At 46.2% G+C, this 22,807-nt stretch carries 17 protein-coding genes and 1 riboswitch; of the genes, 5 read left to right on the top strand and 12 right to left on the bottom strand.

Going from position 1 to position 22,807, the window contains the following annotated elements; translation table 11 throughout:
• The first annotated feature begins 56 nt into the window (after positions 1 to 56).
• Genes J5566_RS05920 through J5566_RS05910 form a run of 3 tightly spaced genes read left to right on the top strand, consistent with a single transcriptional unit; the run spans position 57 to position 2,596 of the window.
• A complete protein-coding gene (locus J5566_RS05920; RefSeq protein ID WP_208562508.1) occupies positions 57 to 1,040 on the top strand; it encodes an ABC transporter ATP-binding protein in 984 nt (327 codons plus the stop codon).
• Entirely contained in the window at positions 1,033 to 1,812 is a 780-nt protein-coding gene (locus J5566_RS05915; RefSeq protein WP_208562507.1) for an ABC transporter permease, read from the top strand. Before J5566_RS05920 ends, J5566_RS05915 begins: the two co-directional genes overlap by 8 nt.
• Before the next feature lies 1 nt (position 1,813).
• A complete protein-coding gene (locus J5566_RS05910) occupies positions 1,814 to 2,596 on the top strand; it encodes an ABC transporter permease (protein WP_208562506.1) in 783 nt (260 codons plus the stop codon).
• Positions 2,597 to 2,642: 46 nt separating this feature from the next.
• On the opposite strand, the gene J5566_RS05905 is transcribed toward J5566_RS05910, so the two are convergent.
• Both J5566_RS05905 and J5566_RS05900 read right to left on the bottom strand, forming a co-directional pair.
• Positions 2,643 to 7,943 carry a discoidin domain-containing protein gene (locus J5566_RS05905; protein ID WP_208562505.1) on the bottom strand — a complete coding sequence of 1,767 codons (5,301 nt, stop codon included), beginning with the start codon at positions 7,941 to 7,943 and terminating at the stop codon, positions 2,643 to 2,645.
• A 12-nt stretch (positions 7,944 to 7,955) separates the two neighbouring features.
• Positions 7,956 to 9,014: a peptidyl-prolyl cis-trans isomerase gene (locus J5566_RS05900; protein ID WP_208562504.1), complete on the bottom strand. Its 1,059-nt coding sequence runs from the start codon at positions 9,012 to 9,014 to the stop codon at positions 7,956 to 7,958.
• Between the two features lie 111 nt (positions 9,015 to 9,125).
• On the opposite strand from J5566_RS05900, the gene J5566_RS05895 reads away from it, so the two are divergent.
• Entirely contained in the window at positions 9,126 to 9,977 is an 852-nt protein-coding gene (locus J5566_RS05895) for an AraC family transcriptional regulator (RefSeq protein ID WP_208562503.1), read from the top strand.
• A 91-nt stretch (positions 9,978 to 10,068) separates the two neighbouring features.
• Here J5566_RS05895 and J5566_RS05890 read toward each other — a convergent pair whose 3' ends face one another.
• The 3 genes from J5566_RS05890 to J5566_RS05880 all read right to left on the bottom strand — a co-directional run bounded on the left by J5566_RS05890 (position 10,069) and on the right by J5566_RS05880 (position 13,238).
• On the bottom strand, positions 10,069 to 10,917 hold the full coding sequence (locus J5566_RS05890) for a Cof-type HAD-IIB family hydrolase (RefSeq protein ID WP_208562542.1): 849 nt from the start codon (positions 10,915 to 10,917) through the stop codon (positions 10,069 to 10,071).
• Between the two features lie 20 nt (positions 10,918 to 10,937).
• Positions 10,938 to 12,188 carry a CapA family protein gene (locus J5566_RS05885; RefSeq protein WP_208562502.1) on the bottom strand — a complete coding sequence of 417 codons (1,251 nt, stop codon included), beginning with the start codon at positions 12,186 to 12,188 and terminating at the stop codon, positions 10,938 to 10,940.
• A 111-nt stretch (positions 12,189 to 12,299) separates the two neighbouring features.
• Positions 12,300 to 13,238 carry a dihydroorotate oxidase gene (locus J5566_RS05880; protein WP_208562501.1) on the bottom strand — a complete coding sequence of 313 codons (939 nt, stop codon included), beginning with the start codon at positions 13,236 to 13,238 and terminating at the stop codon, positions 12,300 to 12,302.
• Between the two features lie 221 nt (positions 13,239 to 13,459).
• Here J5566_RS05880 and gdhA point away from each other — a divergent pair, with 221 nt between their 5' ends.
• On the top strand, positions 13,460 to 14,806 hold the full coding sequence (gdhA, locus tag J5566_RS05875; protein WP_208562500.1) for an NADP-specific glutamate dehydrogenase: 1,347 nt from the start codon (positions 13,460 to 13,462) through the stop codon (positions 14,804 to 14,806).
• A gap of 47 nt (positions 14,807 to 14,853) precedes the next feature.
• Here gdhA and J5566_RS05870 read toward each other — a convergent pair whose 3' ends face one another.
• From J5566_RS05870 to J5566_RS05840, 7 genes are all read right to left on the bottom strand, one after another.
• Positions 14,854 to 15,453 carry a DUF4352 domain-containing protein gene (locus tag J5566_RS05870; protein ID WP_208562499.1) on the bottom strand — a complete coding sequence of 200 codons (600 nt, stop codon included), beginning with the start codon at positions 15,451 to 15,453 and terminating at the stop codon, positions 14,854 to 14,856.
• 20 nt (positions 15,454 to 15,473) lie between these two features.
• Positions 15,474 to 16,313, bottom strand: a complete 840-nt coding sequence (locus J5566_RS05865) for a mechanosensitive ion channel family protein (protein ID WP_208562498.1) — start codon at positions 16,311 to 16,313, stop codon at positions 15,474 to 15,476.
• A gap of 142 nt (positions 16,314 to 16,455) precedes the next feature.
• Positions 16,456 to 17,790, bottom strand: coding sequence for an alanine/glycine:cation symporter family protein (locus J5566_RS05860; protein ID WP_208562497.1), 1,335 nt, complete (start codon positions 17,788 to 17,790; stop codon positions 16,456 to 16,458).
• A gap of 114 nt (positions 17,791 to 17,904) precedes the next feature.
• Positions 17,905 to 18,008, bottom strand: a riboswitch (glycine riboswitch).
• A 106-nt stretch (positions 18,009 to 18,114) separates the two neighbouring features.
• A complete protein-coding gene (gene msrB / locus J5566_RS05855) occupies positions 18,115 to 19,053 on the bottom strand; it encodes a peptide-methionine (R)-S-oxide reductase MsrB (protein ID WP_208562496.1) in 939 nt (312 codons plus the stop codon).
• A 51-nt stretch (positions 19,054 to 19,104) separates the two neighbouring features.
• Positions 19,105 to 19,419: a thioredoxin gene (gene trxA / locus J5566_RS05850; RefSeq protein ID WP_002941035.1), complete on the bottom strand. Its 315-nt coding sequence runs from the start codon at positions 19,417 to 19,419 to the stop codon at positions 19,105 to 19,107.
• 377 nt (positions 19,420 to 19,796) lie between these two features.
• A complete protein-coding gene (locus tag J5566_RS05845) occupies positions 19,797 to 20,450 on the bottom strand; it encodes a GNAT family N-acetyltransferase (protein ID WP_208562541.1) in 654 nt (217 codons plus the stop codon).
• Positions 20,451 to 20,468: 18 nt separating this feature from the next.
• Positions 20,469 to 22,802 (bottom strand): endonuclease MutS2, encoded by a 2,334-nt coding sequence (locus J5566_RS05840; RefSeq protein WP_208562495.1) that lies wholly within the window; start codon positions 22,800 to 22,802, stop codon positions 20,469 to 20,471.
• Between the last annotated feature and the right edge of the window lie 5 nt (positions 22,803 to 22,807).

Genomic DNA, 22,807 nt, shown 5'->3' with positions numbered 1-22,807 from the left:
TTTTCTATCTGGTTTGTTACAATGATACATGCAAACGTTTTCTTAAGGAGATCATTATGATAGAAGCGCAGCATTTATCCAAAACCTACTATGTCGTAGAGAAAGAAGTGGGGCTAAAAGGCTCGATAATGGCCTTCTTCAAGCCCAAGAAAAAAGCCATTCAGGCGGTGCAGGACATCTCCCTGTCCATTCAGAAGGGGGAGATTGTCGGTTATATCGGCTCCAACGGGTCCGGCAAGTCGACTACGATTAAAATGTTGACAGGGGTGCTGCACGCCGATGAAGGCACGGTCACCATTAACGGCCTGGTTCCCAAGGACAATCGCAAGGCGGTCAACAAGCAGATCGGTGTCCTTTTTGGGCAGAAATCACATCTGGATTGGAACCTGCCTGTGCAGGAGTCCTTTATTCTCCATGCCAAAATTTATGATGTGCCTGAGGCGGTTTTTCAGGAACGACTGGCACGCTTGATTGACTTGCTAGATTTGGCAGACATTATGAAACAGTCCATCCGCAATCTGTCTCTGGGACAGCGGGTCCGCTGTGAATTTGCGGCTATTTTTCTCCACCAGCCTTCCGTGGTCTTTCTGGACGAGCCAACCATTGGCCTGGATGCTAGTGTCAAGGAGACCATTCGTTCTTTTATTCGCTACATGAATGAAGAACACGGCACGACTTTCTTGATTACTTCCCACGATATGAAGGACATTGAAACCCTCTGTGAGCGGATTTTCATCATCGATAAGGGGAAAAAGGTCTATGATGGCTCACTCAGTCAGCTCAAGGAGCGATTTTCTCAAATCAAAACCATTAGTTTCTCTACCGAGCATCCACTGACCAAAGATATTCAGGTGGCTGGTCTGGAATTTGACCGCAAGGATGATTACCATTTCGATATTCACTATCAGGCTAACCAGTGGACCAGTGCCCAGGTCATTACCTTGGTCTTTGAGCAGATTGAGGTCGATGATGTGACCATGAAGGAGCTGGAAATTGAGTCCATTGTCCGTCAGATTTACGAGGAGGGCATTCATGCGTAAGTACCTCTACATGACGCGGCTGACTATGATGACAGCCCTGCAGTACAAGGCCTTTTTCCTGGCTTCCTTCGTGTCTGTGCTGGCACGGATTTTGGTGTCTCTCTTTGTCTGGAAAACTATTTTCTTCACACAGCCGGAGGTCAATGGTTACAACCTTCAGACTTTTACCACCTATATCATCTTCGCTAGCCTCTTGGCCAGCCTCAACTCCTTTTCAATCGGTGAAGATCTGTCTTATTCGATTTTGCAAGGGCAGATTGCGGGAGAATTTTTACGACCCTACTCTTTTATCCTCTCCCTCTTCTTCAAGGACTTGGGGACAAAATTGATTGAACTCTTCAAGTTTTTGGTGGTCTTTCTGCTGATTCTCTTGGTGCAGAGTGATTTTTACCTACCCGATGGAAAGACTATGCTGGTCTTTCTCCTGTCTGCTATCTTGGGGATGTTTATTGTGCAACTCTTAGATTTGGCTTTTGGTTTTGCGACTTTCTTCACGGTCAATGCTTGGGGAGTCATGCTGCTACGCATGGGCCTCTTCAACCTGTCATCCGGAGCCCTCTTACCGCTCAGCTTTTACCCTGAAAAAGTCGAAAAAGTCCTGAGCTTCATGCCCTATAACTACGCAATCAATGTGCCTATTTCTATTCTCTTAGGCCGGGAAACAGACCTGTCCTTGCTAGGCTTGCAGTTGCTCTGGTTGCCTGTCCTTGCTGGCTTTATCGCGGCTCTATGGTCCCAAGCCAAGCGAAAAATTGTCATTTTTGGAGGCTAGGATGAAAAAGTATATCGGTCTTTATTTGTACAATGTCAAGGTCTTCATGATGGCCCAGATGTCTTTTCGGGTAGATTTTTTCATCGGTCTTGTCTCGTCCTTGGTGGAGCAGGTGGTCTATCTGATTTTCCTTAATGTCCTTTTTAGTAATATCAAGGAGATTGCAGGTTTTAGCTACGGGCAGATGCTATTTATCTATGGAATGGCGACGGTAGGGCGGTCCGTTCACTTGATTTTCTTTGATAATCTGTGGATGTTTGGCAGTCGCTACATTCGGCGGGGGGAGTTTGAACGCCTCTTGCTCTTGCCTGTCAATCCGCTTTTTCAGCTGATTTGCGAACGGATTCAGCCTCAGGGCATCGGGACCACCTTGATTGGTGGCGTGGCTCTCTGGCAGTCTTCGCAGATTTTGGGCTTGGAATGGTCGATTTGGAAGATTCTCTTGTTGGTTTTTATTGCCATTTGCATCGGTCTGCTCTATGCGGCAATTCAGCTGGGACCAACAGCTCTTGCCTTTTGGATCGTGGAATCCTTCCCTCTCACCATGGGGATTTTTGCCCTCAACCAAATGGCCCAATACCCTCTCAATATCTATCCAAAAGTCATTCAATTCCTGCTGATTTTTGTCTTTCCCTATGCCTTTACCGCCTACTTCCCAGCCCTCTACTTCCTAGACCTCTCCATATGGGGCCTCGCACTCCCCCTCGTTGTTGCCATCATCTTTACGATTAACTATAAGCTCTTCCGCTATGGTATGACCAAGTTTACGAGTGTTGGAAATTAAAAAAAAAAGAAAGTCCTAGGACTTTCTTTTTTTGTAGGGTATAAACCTAATCTCTCTTCTTATTCAGAAGGGTGCCGGCGAGGATACCTAGTCCTGCCAGTGGTAAAGTGATTCCGAAAATTGCGCCTGTGGCTGGAAGGATTTTTGCCTTAGTTCCCGATTTGCCTCCAGCTGTCTTTGTAGACTCTTCTGGGTAAACTAGGACAAAGTCTGATAGATGGTCTGTTTCAAAGGTCAAGCTTTCCTTATCCTTCTTGACAATCTTCATCTCAGTCAGTTTACCATCTGGTGATAGATAATAAACCTTCTCCACGCTATCTGCCTTGGCAGCGGGTACTTGCACCTGCAAGTGTCCCTTATAGGACACTGCTTGACCTGTTGCATCTAGGAGTTGAATATCCAGTACAATCAGCTGACGACCCTCCAAGTCTGCAATCTTTTTCTCTACTTGTTTGACTGCCAGTTTGTAGTTGCCCAAGTCCTGATCTGCTGTAATGATAACACCACTATCTAGGTCCTTGAGCTCATAGATTGGAGTTGGTAGAGTTGGAGTTAGGCTTCCTGAACTGCTTCCAGATGAATGACCAGTATTCGTTCCAGAAGAGCCTCCGGTTGTTGTTCCAGTTGTTGTTCCGGTCGAAGTTTCTGTCGGCGGAGTAACTGGTGTGGATTCTTTCCCATCAAGGGCTTCCTTGGACTTGGTCACTGCAGCTTCTAGGCTAGCAAGGGTCTCCTTGCTATAATCCGCTTGCGCCAAGCCTTCTTTTGCAGCTTGCAGTGCCTGGTCATAGGCAGCACGTTTGTCTGCCTGACTAGCTGTGTAGCGCAAGCTTGCCTTGACGGTTCCCTCTTCATCTAGCTCCAATTTGAGAGCAAGAAGATGGTCTTTCAGATCCAAACCGTTTAATTGAGTTTGGTAGGTCGTCAAGGTTGCAAGCAACTGATCTACTTCTGTCTGACTGCCTGTGCCAGTTTCCAAAAGGGTTTGAGCTGCTAGAATAGCCTGGTTGTATTGGTCCTTGCGAACTGGCCCAGCAAAGAGATAAGCATCACTCTTTTGAACATCTGGTGCAAGGCTGAGAGCCTGTCTCAAGGCTTCCGTTTGCAGCTCTGCTTGTTCCGGAGTCGTATCTTCTGTCGGATCTGTCTCTTTGCCATCAAGGGCAGCTTGACTATTCAATAGGTTAGTGAAGGCTGCTTCTAAGTCTGCTTGAAGACCTGGTTGACTGAGTTTGGCTTGTGCCTGTGCTAGAGCTTGGTCATAAGCAGCTTGTTTTCCACTATCAGCTGCTAGGTAGAGCGGACTTGCCTTGACTGTCTGGCTGGCAGTCACTTTTTCTTGCAAGCGGCTCAAGAGGTCCAAGATAGCCTGGCCATTTAAGGCTTGAGCTGCCAATTCAAGTTCACGGCTTGCCTGATCAATAGCTTCTTGACTGACCTGTCCGGTCAGGAGTTGGCGACCCGCTTGAAGAGCCTGGTCATAGGCAGTCCGTTTTTCTTGGTCTGCAGCTTGATAGGCTGGACTTGCCTTGGTGGACTCTTCTTTAGCCAATTGGTTTTCCAAAGCGGTGCGATCAACTATGTTTGTAGCAGGATCTGCTTGCCCACCTTCACCATTTGGATCTTCTGGTTCAGTTGAGCTATTTGGATCCTCTGAACTGCCTGGCTCTTCTGATTCAGAAGGATGATCTGCTGCAACTAAACCTGTCTTGGCTGTTTCTAATGCAGTTTTCAAGGCTTCTAGACTAGCAACTGTTCGCTCTTCTGATTCCAGGCCAGTTTGGGCTGCCAAGATAGCCTGATCATAGGCTGTTTTGGTTTCTGCAGTTGCTCCCTGATAAGTTGGAGAAGCCTTAACTTGCTCCTCTTCTTCTAGGAGAGATAGGAGGGCTGCGGCAGCTGCCTCAATCGCCTGACCATCCAATTTTTCTCTTGCATCTTGCAAGGCTGCTACTGCTTGGTTAATCGCCTCTTGCTGGGCTGAAGTATCCGTTGCTACCGTATTCCCAGCTTCCAGCGCTTGGTCATAGGCTGCCTTCTTCTCTTGAGAAGCCAATTGGTAGGCGACTGACTCTTTGACACTTGATTCCCGGTCCAATTCTTCCTGCAAACCAGCACGATCGACACCAGTTACCGCTGCAGTAGGTGCTTGATCGGTATAGGTCAAAATTGGCGTTACATGGACAGAAAACTTGCTTGGACGTTCGATATTCAATGCTTCAAATCGGACACAATCCCCTTTTTGCACCGCGATAACACGACTGGCAATCGGTTGGGCTTCCAGGCTGGTTGTCAGGGTAACGCTGTCTAAACTTGTTCCATTATGGGTTAGGGACAATTTGACAGAGCCATTTTGGTTACCTGCTTGACGGAGATATGGCTCTCCATCCTTCAGACTAATTTGAAGGTAGCCATCTTTCGGAGCGCGATAGGTCATGGCATAACCTTGGCTTGAACCACCTGGTTCGAGAGAATCTGCTAGGAGCCCATGCGTCGCATCAGTAATGGCTGCCGAATGACCTGAACCATCAATTCCGACCGTGCCATAGTTTCCACCCTTCCAGTTTGGCCAAGTTGCATCATAGTCGGTCAAATTGTGGTAGGCATCACCTTCTTTTCGTTGGGCAAACCAAACATTTCCTTGCTTATTGTGCACATAGTCTAGGGCCCAATTGTAGGTATTTTTTACTTCAATCTGGTAGTCTTTGACCTGACCATTTTCTGCTGTAATCCGTAGTTTGTGACCTGTTTCAAGAGTGCTTGTAACAGGATTTCCTTCTGCATCAACTACCTTGGCAGTTGCTTTTTCTGGAAGGGCAAGTCCTGCTAATAGCTGGGCCTCATCAGTAGGATGGGTAGCAGTGCTCGGCACATAAAGTGTACTTCCATCCATTTGGTAGATGCTGGAGAGAATGGTATTTTGACCATCAAGATGGACTTCTCCCTCATCCAAAATTTCATAGCCAACTCGAACTTCTGCGGCAGCTGCAAAATTCTTGCCAGCCTCACGGCTGATACTGTTGATAGCCTTCAATTTGACATAATGGGCTTGGACTGGCGCAAACTCTGCAATCTTTGTAGCTGTGGTTGGTTCCCAGTCACCACTTGCAACGGTCTGCCATTCTTGTTTGTCCTGGCTGACGGAGATTTCATATGCTGTGATGACACCATTTCCAACCTGTGTACGTGGTACATACTTGAACATGGAAACATCTTTGACTTGACCCAAATCTAAACTGATCCAGAGGTTGTCTCGGCTGTCTCCTGCCCATTTACTGTGCCAAATGGTGGACAGCTGATTGTCCAAGGCTAGGGAACCATCTCCTTCGCGCTGGTTATTTGGTTGGAAACTGCCGACCTCAGCAGTCATGCTGGACGGATCGTATTCTTCAAAAGTCTTGCCAAATTCAATTTGGTATTCTTTTTCTAGAGCGCCTCTTGTCAGTTTCACCCGGTCACCAGCTTGTAAGCTGTCCTCATCCGCCCTAACCTTGCCATCTCTACCCAGTACTTCTAGGCTGGCACCTCGGCTAGCACGCAGATTTGCCTTAAAGTCCGCAACTTTGGTCCGTTTTGGTACTTCTGAGATACTAGTTTCTGTGACGGTATAAACCGCTGAAGCGACTGACAGTTCTTCGGCTGTATATGGACTTTCTGCTGCACCAAGGTCTGGCTTAGAGTCAACCACTTCACCAAAGAAATCTTGGTTTGGATGGTCTCCTTGTAAGACTCCGGCATCGATGGCTGGAGAGTCCTCTGCTAGTTTAAACATGGCAAAGGCAGAGCGATCATGAATTGTAGTTCCTGTCGTTGCACTTGTTGGAGCACTGGTAATGTCTCCTGCAAATTTTGGATCTGCCTGGATGGCATTAGCGTCATCGTTTGGAACATTGGCATAGTTATAATAGAGATTATTATTGTAGGTCGCACGCGCATTGCCCTTGGTCCAATTCTCCGTTTTTGGACTGGTCCCTGTGTAGTAGAAAATATTGTTTTCCACATTCATGGTGCCGCCTGTATGAGGTGCCCCACGAAGAACATCCACGTTTTCAGCAACAATAAAGGTATTGTTGTAAACCTCGGCATCTGGGTTATGGGCAGCACTAATCACCCCTGCCAGGTCTTTGTTGGAGATGTTATAGCGGAAGGTATTGCGGTAAGCCTGCGTATAGCAGAACATGATGGCGCCACCTTCGTTGTTATGGCTGTAATTGTACTGATAAACAGTGCCGTCGCCATAGTCAGCATCCCAGGCTTGAGCATCTTGGTTGTAATTGGTGTCATAGACTTCGTTGTATTGGAAGATGGCATCCTTACACTTCCAAGGCCAGATGGCAGCCGCTACCCGCCCAAAATCTGTCGCCGAATAATCCGAAGGGTTAATCTGATTGGCTGTTTCAATGGCTACGTTATTTTGCACCAGAGGACGGTGGGCATACATGGTCGTAATCGCATCTCCACCAATGTCACGGAGGTAGTTATTTTCAATAACCACATTGGTTGCCCCGTAGCGTTCCATCACACTATCTGGTAAGGCTGTTGTGGTGAATTGGTCCCAGTAGGCAGTATAGGCTAAGGCAATCCCCCAACGGTTGACATCTGTCACATGGTTATTGGCCACGCGCACATCATTGTAGCGAGAAATTCCTGTTTCTGCCTCATTGGTCGGTTTAAAGGTGGTGAAATAGATACCTCCGTTGTTCATGTGCTTGTCATAGACATTCCCTTTGACATTGGAAATGCGCAAACCTTCTAGATAGATATGGTCTAAGGTTCCCTTGTTCTGGGAAACCACTGCCACACCTGTTCGGTTCATGGCATCGATGGCATTGTAGGCCTTGCCTTCTTCTGCCGCAGCATTGGTAATGGCAAGGTTGCTAACTTCAATGTACTCCACATCTTTCAAAAGAATGGCTGAGGAGACTGTTCCTTGATATTTGTGGCGGGCATTGTCCAACTGTTTACCGTAGTCTTGATACCATTGGCCGTGACCGTTAGCATTGATGGTCGGAAGGCTAGCACTGCTATCACCATAGTTTGTAATGATAATCGGTGCACCCTCACTTCCTGAACCATTCAGATGCAGGTACTGGTTGTTAAAGACAGATCCGTTTTCTAGTTTGACCACATCCCCAGGTCCTAGGGTCAGTTGGTTAATCTTGTCTAGGGATTGGAAGGGGCTAGACTCGCTTAAGCCATTGTTTGCATCATTTCCCCGCAGGCTGCTGACATAGTAGGTTCGACCCGTAGAGCTTGTAGCTGGACTGTCGGTGGTGTTGGCTTGAACCAGACTTGCCAGGGTCAAACAGGACACCGTGGCTAAGCTGATAAGTGCTTTTTTCTTCATCCATTTCCTCCTTTAGTTGATGATAGATTCGAGATAGGCAAGTAATTGGTCTTCCTCATAGTCCAATTCCATGCTGTCGCTTTTTTGAATGACGAGTTGTTGATAAGCCTCTTCTTGGAGGCGTTTTTTGATAACTTCTTTTACTTCTTCAAACGGAACAGGGCCATTGTCTGTACGATTGATCAGGCGAATCAAGTAAAGGCAGCCATTTTCATCGATGACTGGGCTGGTTTGACCAGCTTCCAATTGATCTGCATAATAGAGAACGTCGCCGATAAATTTTGCTAGGGTCGAAACTTGGTCAGAGGCAATCTCTTCATAACCATAATAGGGTGCTAGGCTAGGAAAGGCTGCCATGTCAAAACGTGAGTTAGCTGACTGGCTGGCAAGACTATCTAGGTCAATCCTCAGTTGTGCCAAGACCTGGTCATCCAAATCTTCCATCGCATAATATATCCGGATATATTCTACCTCATAGTCGTCATAGCGGGCAAAGATGCCTTCTGCCTGACTTTGGTAATAGGCTAACTGCTCAGCATCACTCACTGCTAGACTGCTTGGGCCAAACTGGTCCAAATAGGCCTGCTCGAAGCTGTCTAATTCATATTCTAAAAAGGCTTCTTGCGAAAAGGTTGCAAGACCATAGACGGCTTCACCATCTGAACTCGCTTTTTGGCGATTTTGATTCGAGGCTTGAAACCTATTTATAAATGCGCTATAATCTATACTAGAAACCATCCCTGTTTCCAGAGCCAAACTTCTAGCTGCGTAAATCCGCCTTAGCTGGTCCAGGGTTTCCTGTAATAAGCGGACCTTGGGTTTTTCTCCTTGAAAATCCCTGTCCCAAAAATCGTGATCAACCTCAGCTTGGTACTGATCAAAGAAATACTTGGTGACCTGATACTGGGCCTTGGTTACCTCTGTTTGAAACTCTTCCTCAGCTACTGCAACCCCATCGATTTTCAGGGAGTAACTGACAGGTCGAAAAACCAACATCCCGGTACAAATGACTAAGACCAGACCCGCGACGAGGGTCAGAATTTGCCATTTTTTTATTTGTTTTAGGGGCATAGCGGCTCCTCCTGTCAAATCCTTGTCAATTCTATTTTATATTAACTAGTGGTCAAAAATATAGTAAGAAAACGCTATCTTATAGATTAAACTTGTCAGAAAGAGGTATTTATGGTCCAAAACACGATTCACCTTTCCCAACAGATTCTCTACAAGCGGTCTCACAAAACCTTTGCAAAAGGTTACCATTTTCCTATCCATGCCCACCGGCTCTCTGAACTCTATTTAATCTTAGAAGGTTCCTGCCAGATGGACCTTGCCAACAAGACCTATCAATTTCAGGCGGGTGACTGTATCATCTTAGCCCCTTTTGTCATTCACTCTTTGACCATTCCCAAAGAGGACACCTGTACCGTTATTCAGCTGCACTTTGACCTCTATCATTTTCCTCACTTTTTGGTAGGCCAGGACCGTCAGAATCCCTTTGAAATGATTGATCTCTTCAAGGACACCAATAGCCACTTGCTCTTTCGACCTACGGAGGAGGAAGCTGCCTACTTACTCCAATCCAGCCGTCTTCCACTTCCTCCAGACCTCTACGAATCGAGTCTGCAACAGTTGGAATTCACTGTCTTTTTAACCAAGATTTTGTACAGGCTCAAGCGCGAACCTGAAAGTCGCTCTGGACTAGGGTCTCGCTATGTCCAAAATACCTTGGAGTACATCCACCACCACTTTTCAAACCCGCTATTACTGGCTACCATCGCCAAGGAACTCAATATCACCCCCCACTACCTCAACAAGCTCTTTAAGGCAGAAACTGGGACCACCATTAAACATTATCTAACGCTTTACAGACTCAATCGATCGGTCGAACTCATGAGCAGGACCAAAAAGAGTTTGACCTTTATCGCCCAAGAGGTTGGGTTCAACGATGTGCAGCACTATTCCAAAACCTTCCGCAAGTATTTCAACACCTCTCCGCGGCAGTTCCGACAATTAATGACTCCTGAAATCCACTAACCATCGAACCTAAAAAACCTAGTAAGTGAGAGAAAATCTCCTTACTAGGTTTTTTGATGTTTTTGATAAATTTGTTCTAAGCTGGCCCTTCCTATCCAGACTTGTTAGGTGGAGCTAAAAAGAAGGACTCTAATACAGTCAAAACTCCCTGGTCCTTGTTGGAAGGTGCCAGATAACGGGCGCTTGCTTTTACCTTGTCCGTTCCATTCTCCATAGCATAGGAATAGGTCACCAGCTGCAACATCTCGATGTCATTATCCGAGTCTCCAAAAGCCATCACCTGTTCCGGGGTCAGGCCTCTTTCCTCCATGACTTGGTACAAGCCCCAGGCCTTATGGATCCCAAAAGGAAGGATATCAATCGAACCATAGCCGCTGGTCACCGCCACCAAGTTCCCCGCAAAGGCCTGGTTAAAAGCCGATACAACCTGCTCGACCTGGCTCGGTTCAATCCACAGCCCCATCTTGTAAATGACTTCCTCTTTGGGATAGTCCGCAAGTGAATCCAAAAAATGGATACGTGATAAAAACTGCTGCATTTCTTCTTTTTTTATCGGGATTCCCGATTGGTGAAATGGCAGAGCTCCACCAGCCTGCATATAGATGGCTTGGTCATTTGCCAACATGAGACAGACCTGGTGCCATCGGCCTGAAAAATACTCCAAGACCTGTCTCACCTGATCTGAGCTGACCTGATGGCGGAAATAGGTCTTGCCCTTTTGCACCAGCCGAGCTCCATTGTCTGAAAGAAAGAGAAGCCGGTCCTCAAATCCCTGACAGAGACTGAGCAGACGGTCCATGCCATTTCCAGAAGCAATCACAAAGCCGATACCTCTGCCTTCCAAAACCGTCAGCAAGTGTTCAAATCGATCCCTGTCAAAGCCACCTTCCTGGTCTAAAAAAGTACCATCCATATCTGTCGCAATCAAGCGAATATCCATCATTCTTCCCCCCCTCTTTTTTACCAATTCAAACCAACGTGGTCTAAGGTCTCTTGATAAGCTTGGTCTATCCGTGCCTGATCTTCTGGCGAGAGTTGGTCTCGGTAGGCACCGCCAGCGATAAAATCTTCCAGAATCAAGGTTTGATAAAGATAATATGGCGTCCCCTCACGTGGCACCCTCTTCACCCAAGACGGTCGCGCCTGTGCCGTCTTGATCCGCGTTCCAGAATGATCTTTTTCAATCTCTAAATCCATGAGGACTCCTCTTTCTGTCCACTGGTAGTTGAGAACCCCTTCCATGGTTTCCATCCGTTGGTTGGACAAAAAATTCCCCATAGAATAAATAATAAGTTTCTTCTCCCCATCTTTTTCAAGGGTTTCAGAAGGCTGTATGACATGCGGATGACCACCCAAGACGACATCTGCTCCCCAGTCTACCATTTGATGGTAGAGGTCAATTTGTTCCTGACTTGGTTCGATCTGGTATTCCACACCCATCTGAGGCATGACAATGGTAAAATCAGCTTCCTGCTCTGCCTTTGTCAATTCCGCCTGCATTTTTTCTTGGTTGAGGTCAGAGAGATGGGCATCGTACTCTTCTTGAGTCAGCCCAGCTTCCATCCCATTAAAACCATAGGCATAGGCTAAAATGGCGATTTTTATCCCATTGACCTCCCGAATATAAATCGGCATCTCTGCCCGGTTTCCATCTGGGTAAACCCCCACCGTATCAATTCCTGCAGCTGCCAAATAGTTGACGGTTGACTGCAAACCAGACAGGTGAGAATCCAAAATATGGTTGTGGGCCAAGTCCATGACATCATAACCAGCCTGCCCCATGGCCATCGCAACAGAAGAGGGCGCATTGAAAAGAGGATAGCCAGCTAGAGGAAAATCATCTGAAATGGTCCCTTCAAAATCCCCAATTGCTAAATCAGCCTGTTCCAACCAAGGTTGAACATAGGTAAAATTTTCTGAAAAATCATAGCTACCATCAGCCTGCAAGGCACTAGCATATATAATATCATGGTAGAGTAAGTCTCCATGCGCCATGATACGAGCAGACTTGACTGTTTCCACGGTCTGACTAGCATTTGCTTCTGTTGATTGGCTGGTTGCCTGACTTTCTTGAGTTTGTTGCCAAGGAAGGTGATTTTTGAGCAAGAAAACACCAAGTGTTAACCCTGCCACCAAAATGACCGGGCCTGCCAGTCCTATTTTCTTCCGTTTTCGCATGTGCTTACCTTTGCGGTTCCGACGTCTGTCCATGTTCCACCTCTTCATTTCTTGTTCACATATTAGTATAATGCATTTTTCCTCAAAAATCTAGAGCAAAAAAATGAACTGATTGATCTTCACCAATCAGTTCACCACTGCAAGCTAGTCTCTTATTGTTTGAAGTTTTCCTCGAAAATCTTCAATGCTTTCATAGCCTTTTTCCGCCATAAGAGCCTGCAACTCAGCTGTGATCCGCTCAAAAATAGCTGGTCCTTCCTTTTGCAAGGCCGTTCCGATTTGGACCATGCTGGCACCGCACAGGATATGTTCAAAAGCATCTCGGCCCGTCAAAACACCACCTGTTCCAACTATCTGAATCTCAGGTTTCAGGCGTTGGTAAAAGGCATGGACATTGGCCAGGGCAGTCGGTTTGATGTACTCACCACCAAGTCCACCAAAACCTCCCTTGGGTTTGATGACCACTTGTTCATCCTCAATATACAAACCGTTCCCAATCGAGTTGACACAGTTGACAAAGACAATGGGGAATTGATTGAAAATCGCAGCCGCTTGATCAAAATGAACGATGTCAAAATAAGGCGGCAATTTAATACCCAAAGGCTTGGTAAAATAACTGAAAACCTCCCTTAAAATGGTCTCCGTCGCTTCAAAATCATAGGCAATTTGCGGTTTTCCAGGAACATTGGGACAGGAGAGGTTGAGTTCAATCAAGCCCTTAAAGTCACTGGCTTCTACCTTTTTCAAAATCTCATGTGTCTCGTCAGGAGAAAGTCCCACTAGGGATAAGATAAAGGTCCTCTCCGGTTCTGACTCTTGCAACTCCAGCAAATAGTCAATATAATAGTCCAGACCCTGATTGGGCAAGCCCATTGAGTTGATGGAGCCCAAAGGAAGATTACGGTAGCGAGGCTCGGGATTTCCCTCCCGATAGGCTAAGGTCGCAGTTTTGGTCACAAAGGTCCCCGCCGCAGAATCCTTGACCACCTCTAGTTCCTCTCGCGTCATGCACCAGACACCCGCCGCATTCATCAAACAGTTGTCAAAGGCAAAGCCTCCCAGTTGTGTCGCAGTTGATACCATACAATCTCCCATTCCTTATTTTTGAATGATTATACCATAGGCAGAACAAAAAAGGAGGTAATTTGCTGTTATTGTTCGCTTTTTCTCAGACAAGCTTGCCAACAAATTTTCAGAATATTGCATTTTTTACTTTACAAGTAAAAATTCGAGTGCTATAATAATCATCAGATACATTAAATTGTCAGACAATTTAATAAATAAAAAAGAAATCAGGTGACCCTATGTCAAATGCAAAAACTTATATTCAAGCTTCTTTTGAAGCAGTCAAAGCCCGCAACCCACATGAAACAGAATTCCTCCAAGCTGTAGAAGAGCTCTTCTCTACCCTTGAGCCTGTTTTTGAAGCACACCCAGAATACATCGAAGAAAACATCCTGGCTCGTATCGTTGAGCCTGAGCGTATCATCAGCTTCCGTGTTCCATGGACAGACAAGGATGGAAATGTTCAAGTTAACCGTGGCTACCGCGTCCAGTTCAACTCAGCTGTTGGTCCTTACAAGGGCGGTCTTCGCTTCCACCCAACTGTAAACCAATCTATCTTGAAGTTCCTCGGTTTCGAGCAAATCTTCAAAAACGTCTTGACTGGACTGCCAATAGGTGGCGGTAAAGGTGGATCTGACTTCGATCCGAAAGGCAAAACAGACGCTGAAATCATGCGTTTCTGCCAAAGCTTCATGACTGAATTGCAAAAACACATCGGACCATCCCTTGACGTCCCTGCTGGTGACATCGGTGTCGGTGGCCGTGAGATTGGTTACATGTACGGTCAATACAAACGCCTCCGCCAATTTGATGCTGGTGTCTTGACTGGTAAACCTCTTGGCTTCGGTGGTTCTCTTATCCGTCCAGAAGCAACTGGTTACGGTTTGGTTTACTTTACTGACAATATGTTGGCAGCAAACGGTAAATCCTTCAAAGACCAAACAGTCCTTATCTCAGGTTCTGGTAACGTTGCCCAGTTCGCTGTTCAAAAAGCAACTGAACTCGGTGCAAAAGTTATCTCTGTTTCAGACTCAAACGGTTACATCATTGACGAAACAGGAATCGACTTCGACCTCTTGGTGGACATCAAAGAAAAACGCCGTGCTCGTTTGACAGAATACGCTGCAGAAAAAGCAACTGCCAAGTACTTCGAAGGTTCTGTATGGAACTACGATGGCAAGGCTGACATTGCTCTTCCATGTGCGACTCAAAACGAAATCAACGGCGAGCAAGCTGCTACCCTTGTGAAAAACGGTGTTTACTGTGTGGCTGAAGGTGCCAACATGCCATCTGACCTTGATGCCATCAAAGTTTACAAGGAAAATGGTGTCCTCTACGGTCTTGCTAAAGCTGCCAATGCTGGTGGTGTAGCCGTATCTGCCCTTGAAATGAGCCAAAACAGCCTCCGCTTGTCATGGACTCGTGAAGAAGTGGACGGTCGTCTCAAAGACATCATGGCAAACATCTTCAACACAGCTAAAGAAACTGCTGAAAAATACGACCTTGGTACAGACTACCTTGCAGGTGCTAACATTGCAGCCTTTGAGCAAATTGCGGATACCATGATTGCCCAAGGTTTGGTATAATACAAGTCATAAAAAAATACACAAGTACATCACTTGTGTATTTTTTCTTATATACCTTGACCAATTACTTGAGTCCAGGCAAAACTATCGTAAACAAAATAGAAAGAGGATTCGCCATCCACACCATAGACCAGTTTTACCTTCAAAGACTGACCTGGATCAATTTTTTCTGGAATATTGACATCGTAGGTCACATAGTCCAAATAAAAGGTTAAGTCCGTGCTCGCATCCACCAAGGAGAAGGCATATTCATCAAAGTAATACACCTGATCACTGGTATTGGTCAGTTCGACCTCTACAACAAAAGCATTGGTATAGTACGTATCAACCAGTTCCAAGGAAGAATCCTTTTCCATACGCGTAACAACCATTTCAAGGTCAGACTGAACCTCCCTACTTTCTCCAAGAGAAATAGTCTCCAAGCTACTGGTATCTTCATAGTAGTAATCGCTATATGTGGACGAATCATACAAGGAAGAATAGCTTTTTTCTGCTGTGAGCCCTAAGGACAAAAGGATGCAGATGACGGTTAAAATAAAACTCAGCAAGCCTCCGACAAGTGTCGTCCAGAACAAGACCTGTTTATGCAATGGTTTCTTACGGTAATAGACCAAACCATCTTCAACAACGAACTCTTTTGGATTCATCTAAATAACTCCTCTTTTTCTTAATGTGCTGGGCCACTTGGCAAGTCAACTCCAGCAGTACGCAAGGCTTCTTGATACAAGCCATAAAATTGATGATAGATTTTCCCTTGCTGGCCACTGGCCACAAAGAGATTGACCCGAAACGAAAATTGTCCCGTCTGTAAATTTTGCGGTCCAAGAATGGTCACATCCTTGACCAGCTGATTGGTCGGTAACTCTCGGGCATTGACCTCCTCGATCACCTGATAAACCTTTTCCAAGTCTGTATTGAGTTTGAGCGGAATATCAATCTGCGCCCGCATGTCCCCACGAGATTGATTGGACACGACTAGGATATTACGATTGGGAATAAAATGAAGGGTCCCATCCGCATCCCGAACCTGAGTCGTCCGAATTCCGACACTGACAATGGTCCCCGCGATGGTAATGGGGCCGTTGGTTAATTTGACCACATCCCCCACATCAAACTGTCTCTCTAACAGGATAAAAAAGCCATTGACCAAGTCTGAGAGAAAGCCTTGCGCCCCTAAACCAATCACAACACCCGCAATTCCTGCCCCAGCAAAGAGACTGGAAACAGGAAGACCAAGAATTGCTAGAATACAGTAAATCAGCAAGAAATACAGCAAATAATTAAGCATACTCTCCACCAGACGGCTGATGGTCTTCTGGCGGCCGATTTCCTGGGTCGATATCTTTAAAGATGGCACCAGGATGCGTTTCACCGATTGCTTGGCTAGTTTTTTCACCACATAAAAGGAAAGGAACAAGAGAACCAGGGATAAGAGCTTGTTCAAAATACTCGTCAAGAGCTGCTCAAGATTAAATTGCGCTAAGTAAGTTGAGATAAAATCTGTCATAGAACTCCTTCCTAGCCACTATTATACCAAATTTTCCTAAAGTAACGAAAAGACAGCCAACTTAACTGTCTTTTCTAATTTTTCACTGACTCAAAAACAAAGGGAATCCCCAATGGCCTAAGTATAACCAAAGGTATCACCCTTATTTCTTTTTGGCAAAATACTGGCGTGTTTCCTTGATAATGACAGGAGAGAGAGCCAGCAAGGCAATCAAGTTTGGAAGAGCCATAAGCCCATTCACAATATCTGCGATAGTCCAAATCAAGTCTAGCTTGAGGAAACCACCCAAAGCAACCATGGCTACAAAGACCAAACGATAAGGCAAGATAGACTTGGTCCCAAATAGAAACTCGATACAGCGCTCCCCATAGTATGACCACCCCAGAATAGTCGTATAGGCAAAGAGAACCAGACTAATGGTCAAGGCCAGGGCTCCAGGCTGACCGAAGACAGAAGCAAATGCTGCCTGGCTCAGCGGAGCACCTTCCAAGCCAGCAACTGACCACTGACCGGTCACCAAAATCGTCAAACCTGTCAAGGTACAGATGATGATGGTATCGATAAAGGTACCTGTCATGGAAATCAAGCCCTGCTCCACTGGATTGTCTGATTTGGCTGCTGCTGCTGCGATAGGCGCCGAACCTAAACCAGATTCATTAGAGAACACCCCACGAGCAATCCCACGCTGAATGGCCTGTTGCACGGTCGCACCTGCAAATCCACCCACAGCTGCAGCTGGAGTAAAGGCAGATTTGAACACTAAGGCCAGGGTCGGCAAAAGTTGTTCCCAATGAAGGGCCAAAACGGTTATACTTGCCAAGACATACAAAATCGCCATAAATGGGACAATTTTGGTTGAAACGTCAGAGATTTTTTCGATCCCTCCAAAGATAAAGAAGGCTATGGAAATGGCTGTCACAATGCTGACCAACTGGGGAGCCAAGCCAAAGCTAGAAGACATGGATGAGGCAATGGAATTAACCTGAGAAAAAGTTCCCATCCCCAATAGGGCCACTAAAACTCCTGAAATGGCAAAGAAAACTGCTAAAGGCTTCCACTTTTGTCCCATCCCCAAGGTGATATAGTGCATCGGACCTCCTGCTGCTTGCCCATTGGCATCCTTGGTTCTATATTTGATAGCTAAAAAACCTTCCGCATATTTGGTTGCCATCCCGAAGAAGGCCGCCACCCACATCCAGAAAAGGGCACCTGGTCCACCTGTCGTAATAGCAGTCGCCACCCCAACGATATTTCCCGTACCAACTGTCGCTGCCAAAGCTGTACAAAGAGCCGCAAAGCTGGACACATCTCCCTGACCAGACTGGTCACTGGAGAAAATCAAACGAAAGGCGGTCGGTAACTTGCTGACCTGAAACACTCCCAAACGAAGGGTGAAATAGACACCCGTTCCGACCAAGAGTAACAAGAGGGGCGGCCCCCACACAAGGTTATTGATGTTTTGCATCAATTCTAACATAGCTTCCTCCTAAATATGATTCCTAATCCGATAAAGCTGCCGGAAAAAAACAAAGAGGTTGAATAACTTCAACCTCTAGAATCAACGCGAAAGACAACAGAAAATCCCCTGTCTTCAATGCGCTCTGTCCTTTTACCTGAGAGTTTCAGCAGTTCTACTTTTCCAAGCAGAACTACCTTGCCCCTTCGGTGCCTTATGGTCTCTCCAGAGTTCCGTCCTTTGGACAGTCAGTTGCCTTTCTGCCCACTATCAACCGGTTATTCAGTTTTATCTCGCTCTATTTTAGAATATTTTTCAGAAAAAATCAAGAATGTTTTCAAAAAATTATCCCAACAAGTCCAAAAACAGGCCATATCCTGCTGCTTCCATTTCCTCTCTCGGTATGAAACGAAGGGCTGCGGAGTTGATACAGTAACGTAATCCACCCTTGTCACGCGGTCCGTCATCAAAGACATGACCCAGATGAGCATGCCCAGCCCGACTGCGAACTTCAATGCGATTCATACCGTGGGAAAGATCTTGGAAATAAGTCGCAACTTCCTTACTGATTGGTTTGGTAAAGGAGGGCCAGCCGCAGCCTGAATCGAATTTGTCCGTCGAGAGAAAGAGGGGCTCACCAGTCGTAATATCGACGTAGATACCAGCCTGGTCGCTATTCCAAAACTCATTTTCGAAGGGTCTTTCCGTCGCAGCTTCTTGAGTGACTTGATACTGGAGGTCGGTCAAGCTGTCTTTTAAGACTTGTTGGGCTGGCTTTTGGTAGTCTGCAACATCAATCAGAGGGATTTTTGCCTGCCCAAGATCGATATGGCAGTACCCTTGGGGATTTTTCTTGAGATAATCCTGATGGTAGTCTTCGGCGGGGATGTAATGCGCGAGTGGCTCCACCTCAACGGCTAGGGGGCGTCCGCCAAAGAGCTGGGACTGCTCCGTCATGACCTGCTGAATGGTCGGCAAATCAGCCTCATCGGTGTAATAGATACCAGTCCGATACTGACGGCCCTTGTCAGGCCCCTGCTGATTGACAGAGAAGGGATCAATGACGCGGAAATAGTAAAGGAGAATTTCCCGCAAATTAATATGAGTCTCATCATAGGCTAGATAGAGTGTCTCTGCGTGGTCTGTTTGTTTGAGGAGTTGATAATTGGTCGTCTCCACCTGTCCATTGGCATAGCCCACGCTGGTGTCAAGAATACCATCGATCTGGGAAAAGTAGCCTTCCATCCCCCAGAAACAACCGCCTGCTAGGTAGATTTCTTTCATGTGTGTTTCCTTTCGATGCAGAAAAAGGCTGAGTTTCCTCAACCTACCTGATTAACCAATCTCTGCCAAGATTGCTTTGATTTGGTCTTTAGTGTGAACACCGGCAACCTGTTTTACAACTTGTCCATCTTTTTTGAACAAAAGGGTTGGGATTGACATAATACCGAATTGACGGGCTGTGTTTGGATTTTCATCAACATCCATCTTGTAGATGCGTAATTCATCTTCATCCACTTCGCCTGCTAATTGTTCCAAGATTGGTGCCTGCATGCGGCATGGACCACACCAAGGTGCCCAAAAATCTACAAGGACTACGCCTTCTTGTGTTTCAACTTCAAAGTTTGCATCTGTAATAACTTGAACCATGATTTTCTCCATTTCTGATTTTGGTACTATCATTCTACACCAAATGAAGAGAGAATGCGAATTTTTGCTACGGGATGAGAGTGGAGATAGGCATGTCGAAAAAATAGTGACTTAAAACGGCCTATTGTCAAGCCAAGCTAGACCGCAGGGAGCAAGCGTGAAATAGAAAATGGTTCTTCCTGTCAAATCCAGTTGTAGCAATGGGACAAGGTGACGGAGTAGGTGCTACGGACCGAGAAATTGAATAGACATACTTTAGAAATCTTAATTTGAAAAGCAGATTGAACAAGTGAAACTAAACCGTAAGGATACTAGAAGGGACTAATAATCCCTTTGACTTGCCAGGTTCATTGCCAAAAGAAAAAAGTTGAACCTTTTCAACTTTTTTCCGTCAAATCCACCACGTAGGTCAATTCTTGATAGGCATCTTCTATGTCAAAGAGACCCAAGCCAGCTTCTTCACTGACTACATAAACACCTTCTCTCAAATAGTAGGGAACTTGCTGACCTTCCATATCTGAAAAGGACAATCTACCTCGCTCTAAATCAATTCCAAAACGGATGGTTGGGATGTCTTTGGGTGCTCCGACGACTAGATAGTCCGAGCAAACTAGCTGTCCGCCCCATTTTTGATACAAGTGATTGGCTACATCTCCCTCTCTGGTAAAGATGGCTAGTTTCTCTACACCTTGCTCTCTCAACTCCTGCTCTGCTTTTTCAAAAAGCGCCTGGGCAATACCCTGACCTTGAAAATCAGGGTGGACTGCTAGGTTAGTAAAATAAGCTGTCCGCTTACTTGGTGCGTAAATATAAGACTGGCTGCACTCTTCCGTGTAAATATCGATGTCGATTAGACCAACAATTTGTCCGTTTACTTCAGCCACCCATTCCACGCGGTAGTCATAAACGTCTGTCATTAGTTCGGGCTTCTCTGTTTCTCTATCATCAAAGAATGGGGAAAAGAGGTAGCTGAGTGCCTTGCAATAAACCCAGCCTTTTTCATCACTGGTTTGATAGTTTCTGATAATCATAATGTTACTCATAGCTCCTTACTTAAAGGTCACAATGGTACAGCCTGATCCACCAGCATTTTGTGGGGCGTAGCCGAACTCCTTGACCTGCTTGTTGCGACGGAGGTACTTGGTCACTCCTTCTCGGATGACTCCAGTACCGATACCGTGAACAATATCGACTTGGGCCATATTGTTAAGCAGGGCCTGGTCGATGAATTCATCCAATTCCATCATAGCCTCTTCGTAGCGTTTGCCACGGAGGTCTAAGCGGGCTTTTGGTCCTCGTACATTGGCACGTTTAACTGTATGAACCTGGCGCTTCTTAGGCTGCTCTGCCTTCTCCACCTTAACTAGCTCAAACTCCTCCTTAGTCAAGGTCATCTTAATCAAGCCCACCTGTGCTTCCCAACGGCCGTCCTTTAGTTGATTGGTCAAGGTACCACGTTGTCCATAGGCTGTGACGATAATATCATCACCCACCTTGGCAGCACGCTGGATTTTGGCTTTTTTCAGCACCTTGTTTTTAGACAAATCCACCACTTCAGGCGCCAATTTTTTCAGCTCGGCCTTGGCTTCGATAATCTGATGGGGTTTGAGGCTGGCTGCTGCATGGAGATTTTTGAGAATGTCCTCACTTTCTGCCAAAGCCAAGTCAACGATTTCCCTAGCTTCCAGACGGGCCTTATTGAGCTCGCTTTCTCTCTCACGATTGAGTTCGTCATAGAGTTTGCGGAGAGCCCTGTTCATCTTGAAGTTTTCTTGTTCTACTTCATGAATCTTATCTAGTCGATGGCGACTTTCAACTGTCTGACTTTCCAATTTCTCGATAATGCGGTTCACATCGCTATCTGTATCGGTCCAAGACTGGGCTGACTGGATGATGATATCCGATAAACCTAAACGCCGGGCAATTTCAAAGGCATTGGAGCGACCAGGAACACCCTGCATAAACTTATAAGTCGGACGCAGGCTATTGGTATCAAATTCCATGCTAGCATTTTCAATACCAGAGGTTTCTATCCCGTAGGCCTTGAGCTCAGGATAGTGGGTGGTTGCCATGGTCTTGATCCCCCGCAGGCGAAGGTCATCCAAAATAGCCATTGCCAGCGACGCACCCTCCTGCGGATCTGTACCCGCCCCCAACTCATCAAATAAAATCAAAGAATCTTGATCCGCCTCCGCTAAAATCTGTACCGTGTGAGTCATGTGACTGGAGAAGGTTGATAAACTCTGCTCGATGGACTGTTCGTCTCCAATGTCCGCAAAAATTTCTTTGAAGATCGCTACCCGACTGCCCTTGTCAGCCAAGATAGGCAAACCAGACTGGGCCATAAGATGGGTCAGCCCCAAGGTCTTGAGCATAATAGTCTTACCACCCGTGTTGGGACCTGTAATCACGATAGCTGTCAACTGGCTCCCAAAATAAAGGTCATTCGGTACAGGCTGGGCAATCAGAGGATGACGGACGTTGAGAAGGGCAATATCCTGCTTCTCCGAAATAGTCGGAACTACAGCCTTGTAATCTCTTGCAAAAAGGTGTTTGGCGCGGATGAAATCCAAATGCCCAATGACCCAGGCATTGTTGCGGAGGATACTGCTGTGAGGACGAATCATATCGGACAATTCTTGCAGGATACGGCTGACTTCATGCCGTTCTTCTGCCTTGCTATTAGTAATGTCCTCATTGAGCGTTACGACCGCCCGCGGCTCGATATAGACAGTAGAGCCAGAGGCGGAGATGTCATGGACCACACCTGCAATTCTGTTGCGATAGGTATTTTTAACAGGAAGGACATTACGTCCATTACGGCTTGCTAAGATGCTGTCGGACAGCATATCGCTCTTGTTCTTCAAAATATCCTGCATGACCTGACGGACCTGATCCTCTGCTTCACGGATCTTCCGGCGGATTTTCGCCAGCTTTTCAGAAGCGAAATCCTCGACAAAGCCTGCATCATTGATGGACTGGAGCGAGCCTTGCAAGTGGGGGAAAAGCTCAATTTTTTCAAAGAGCTTGTCCAGCTGGCTGAGGCTGACATTTTCAAGATTGCCATAGAAATCTAAGAGGGACTTAGATACTTCCAAGACTTTCTTAACTGCCAATAGCTCACTGATATTCAGGTCTGTATCCAATTCCAAACGGCGCATAGCTGGATTGATGTTATTGGTCTCTGAGAGGCTAAAGTAAGGACTTTCGACAAAGATTTGCCCCATGTCCGATAATTCATCAAAGGCTTGTTGGATACGGTGGGCCTCCACCATAGGTTCCAACTGTCTGAGTTCTTCCAAGCCCTGTTCAGTCAAGACAAAGGGCCGGACCAATTCTCTTACCTTGTTAAATTCAAGGGTTTCTAAAATTTTTGTATTCATCTTAT

This window comes from Streptococcus suis (assembly GCF_017601095.1).
GTDB classification, from domain to species: Bacteria; Bacillota; Bacilli; order Lactobacillales; family Streptococcaceae; genus Streptococcus; species Streptococcus suis_Z.
This window is presented reverse-complemented; position numbering and strand designations above follow the sequence as displayed.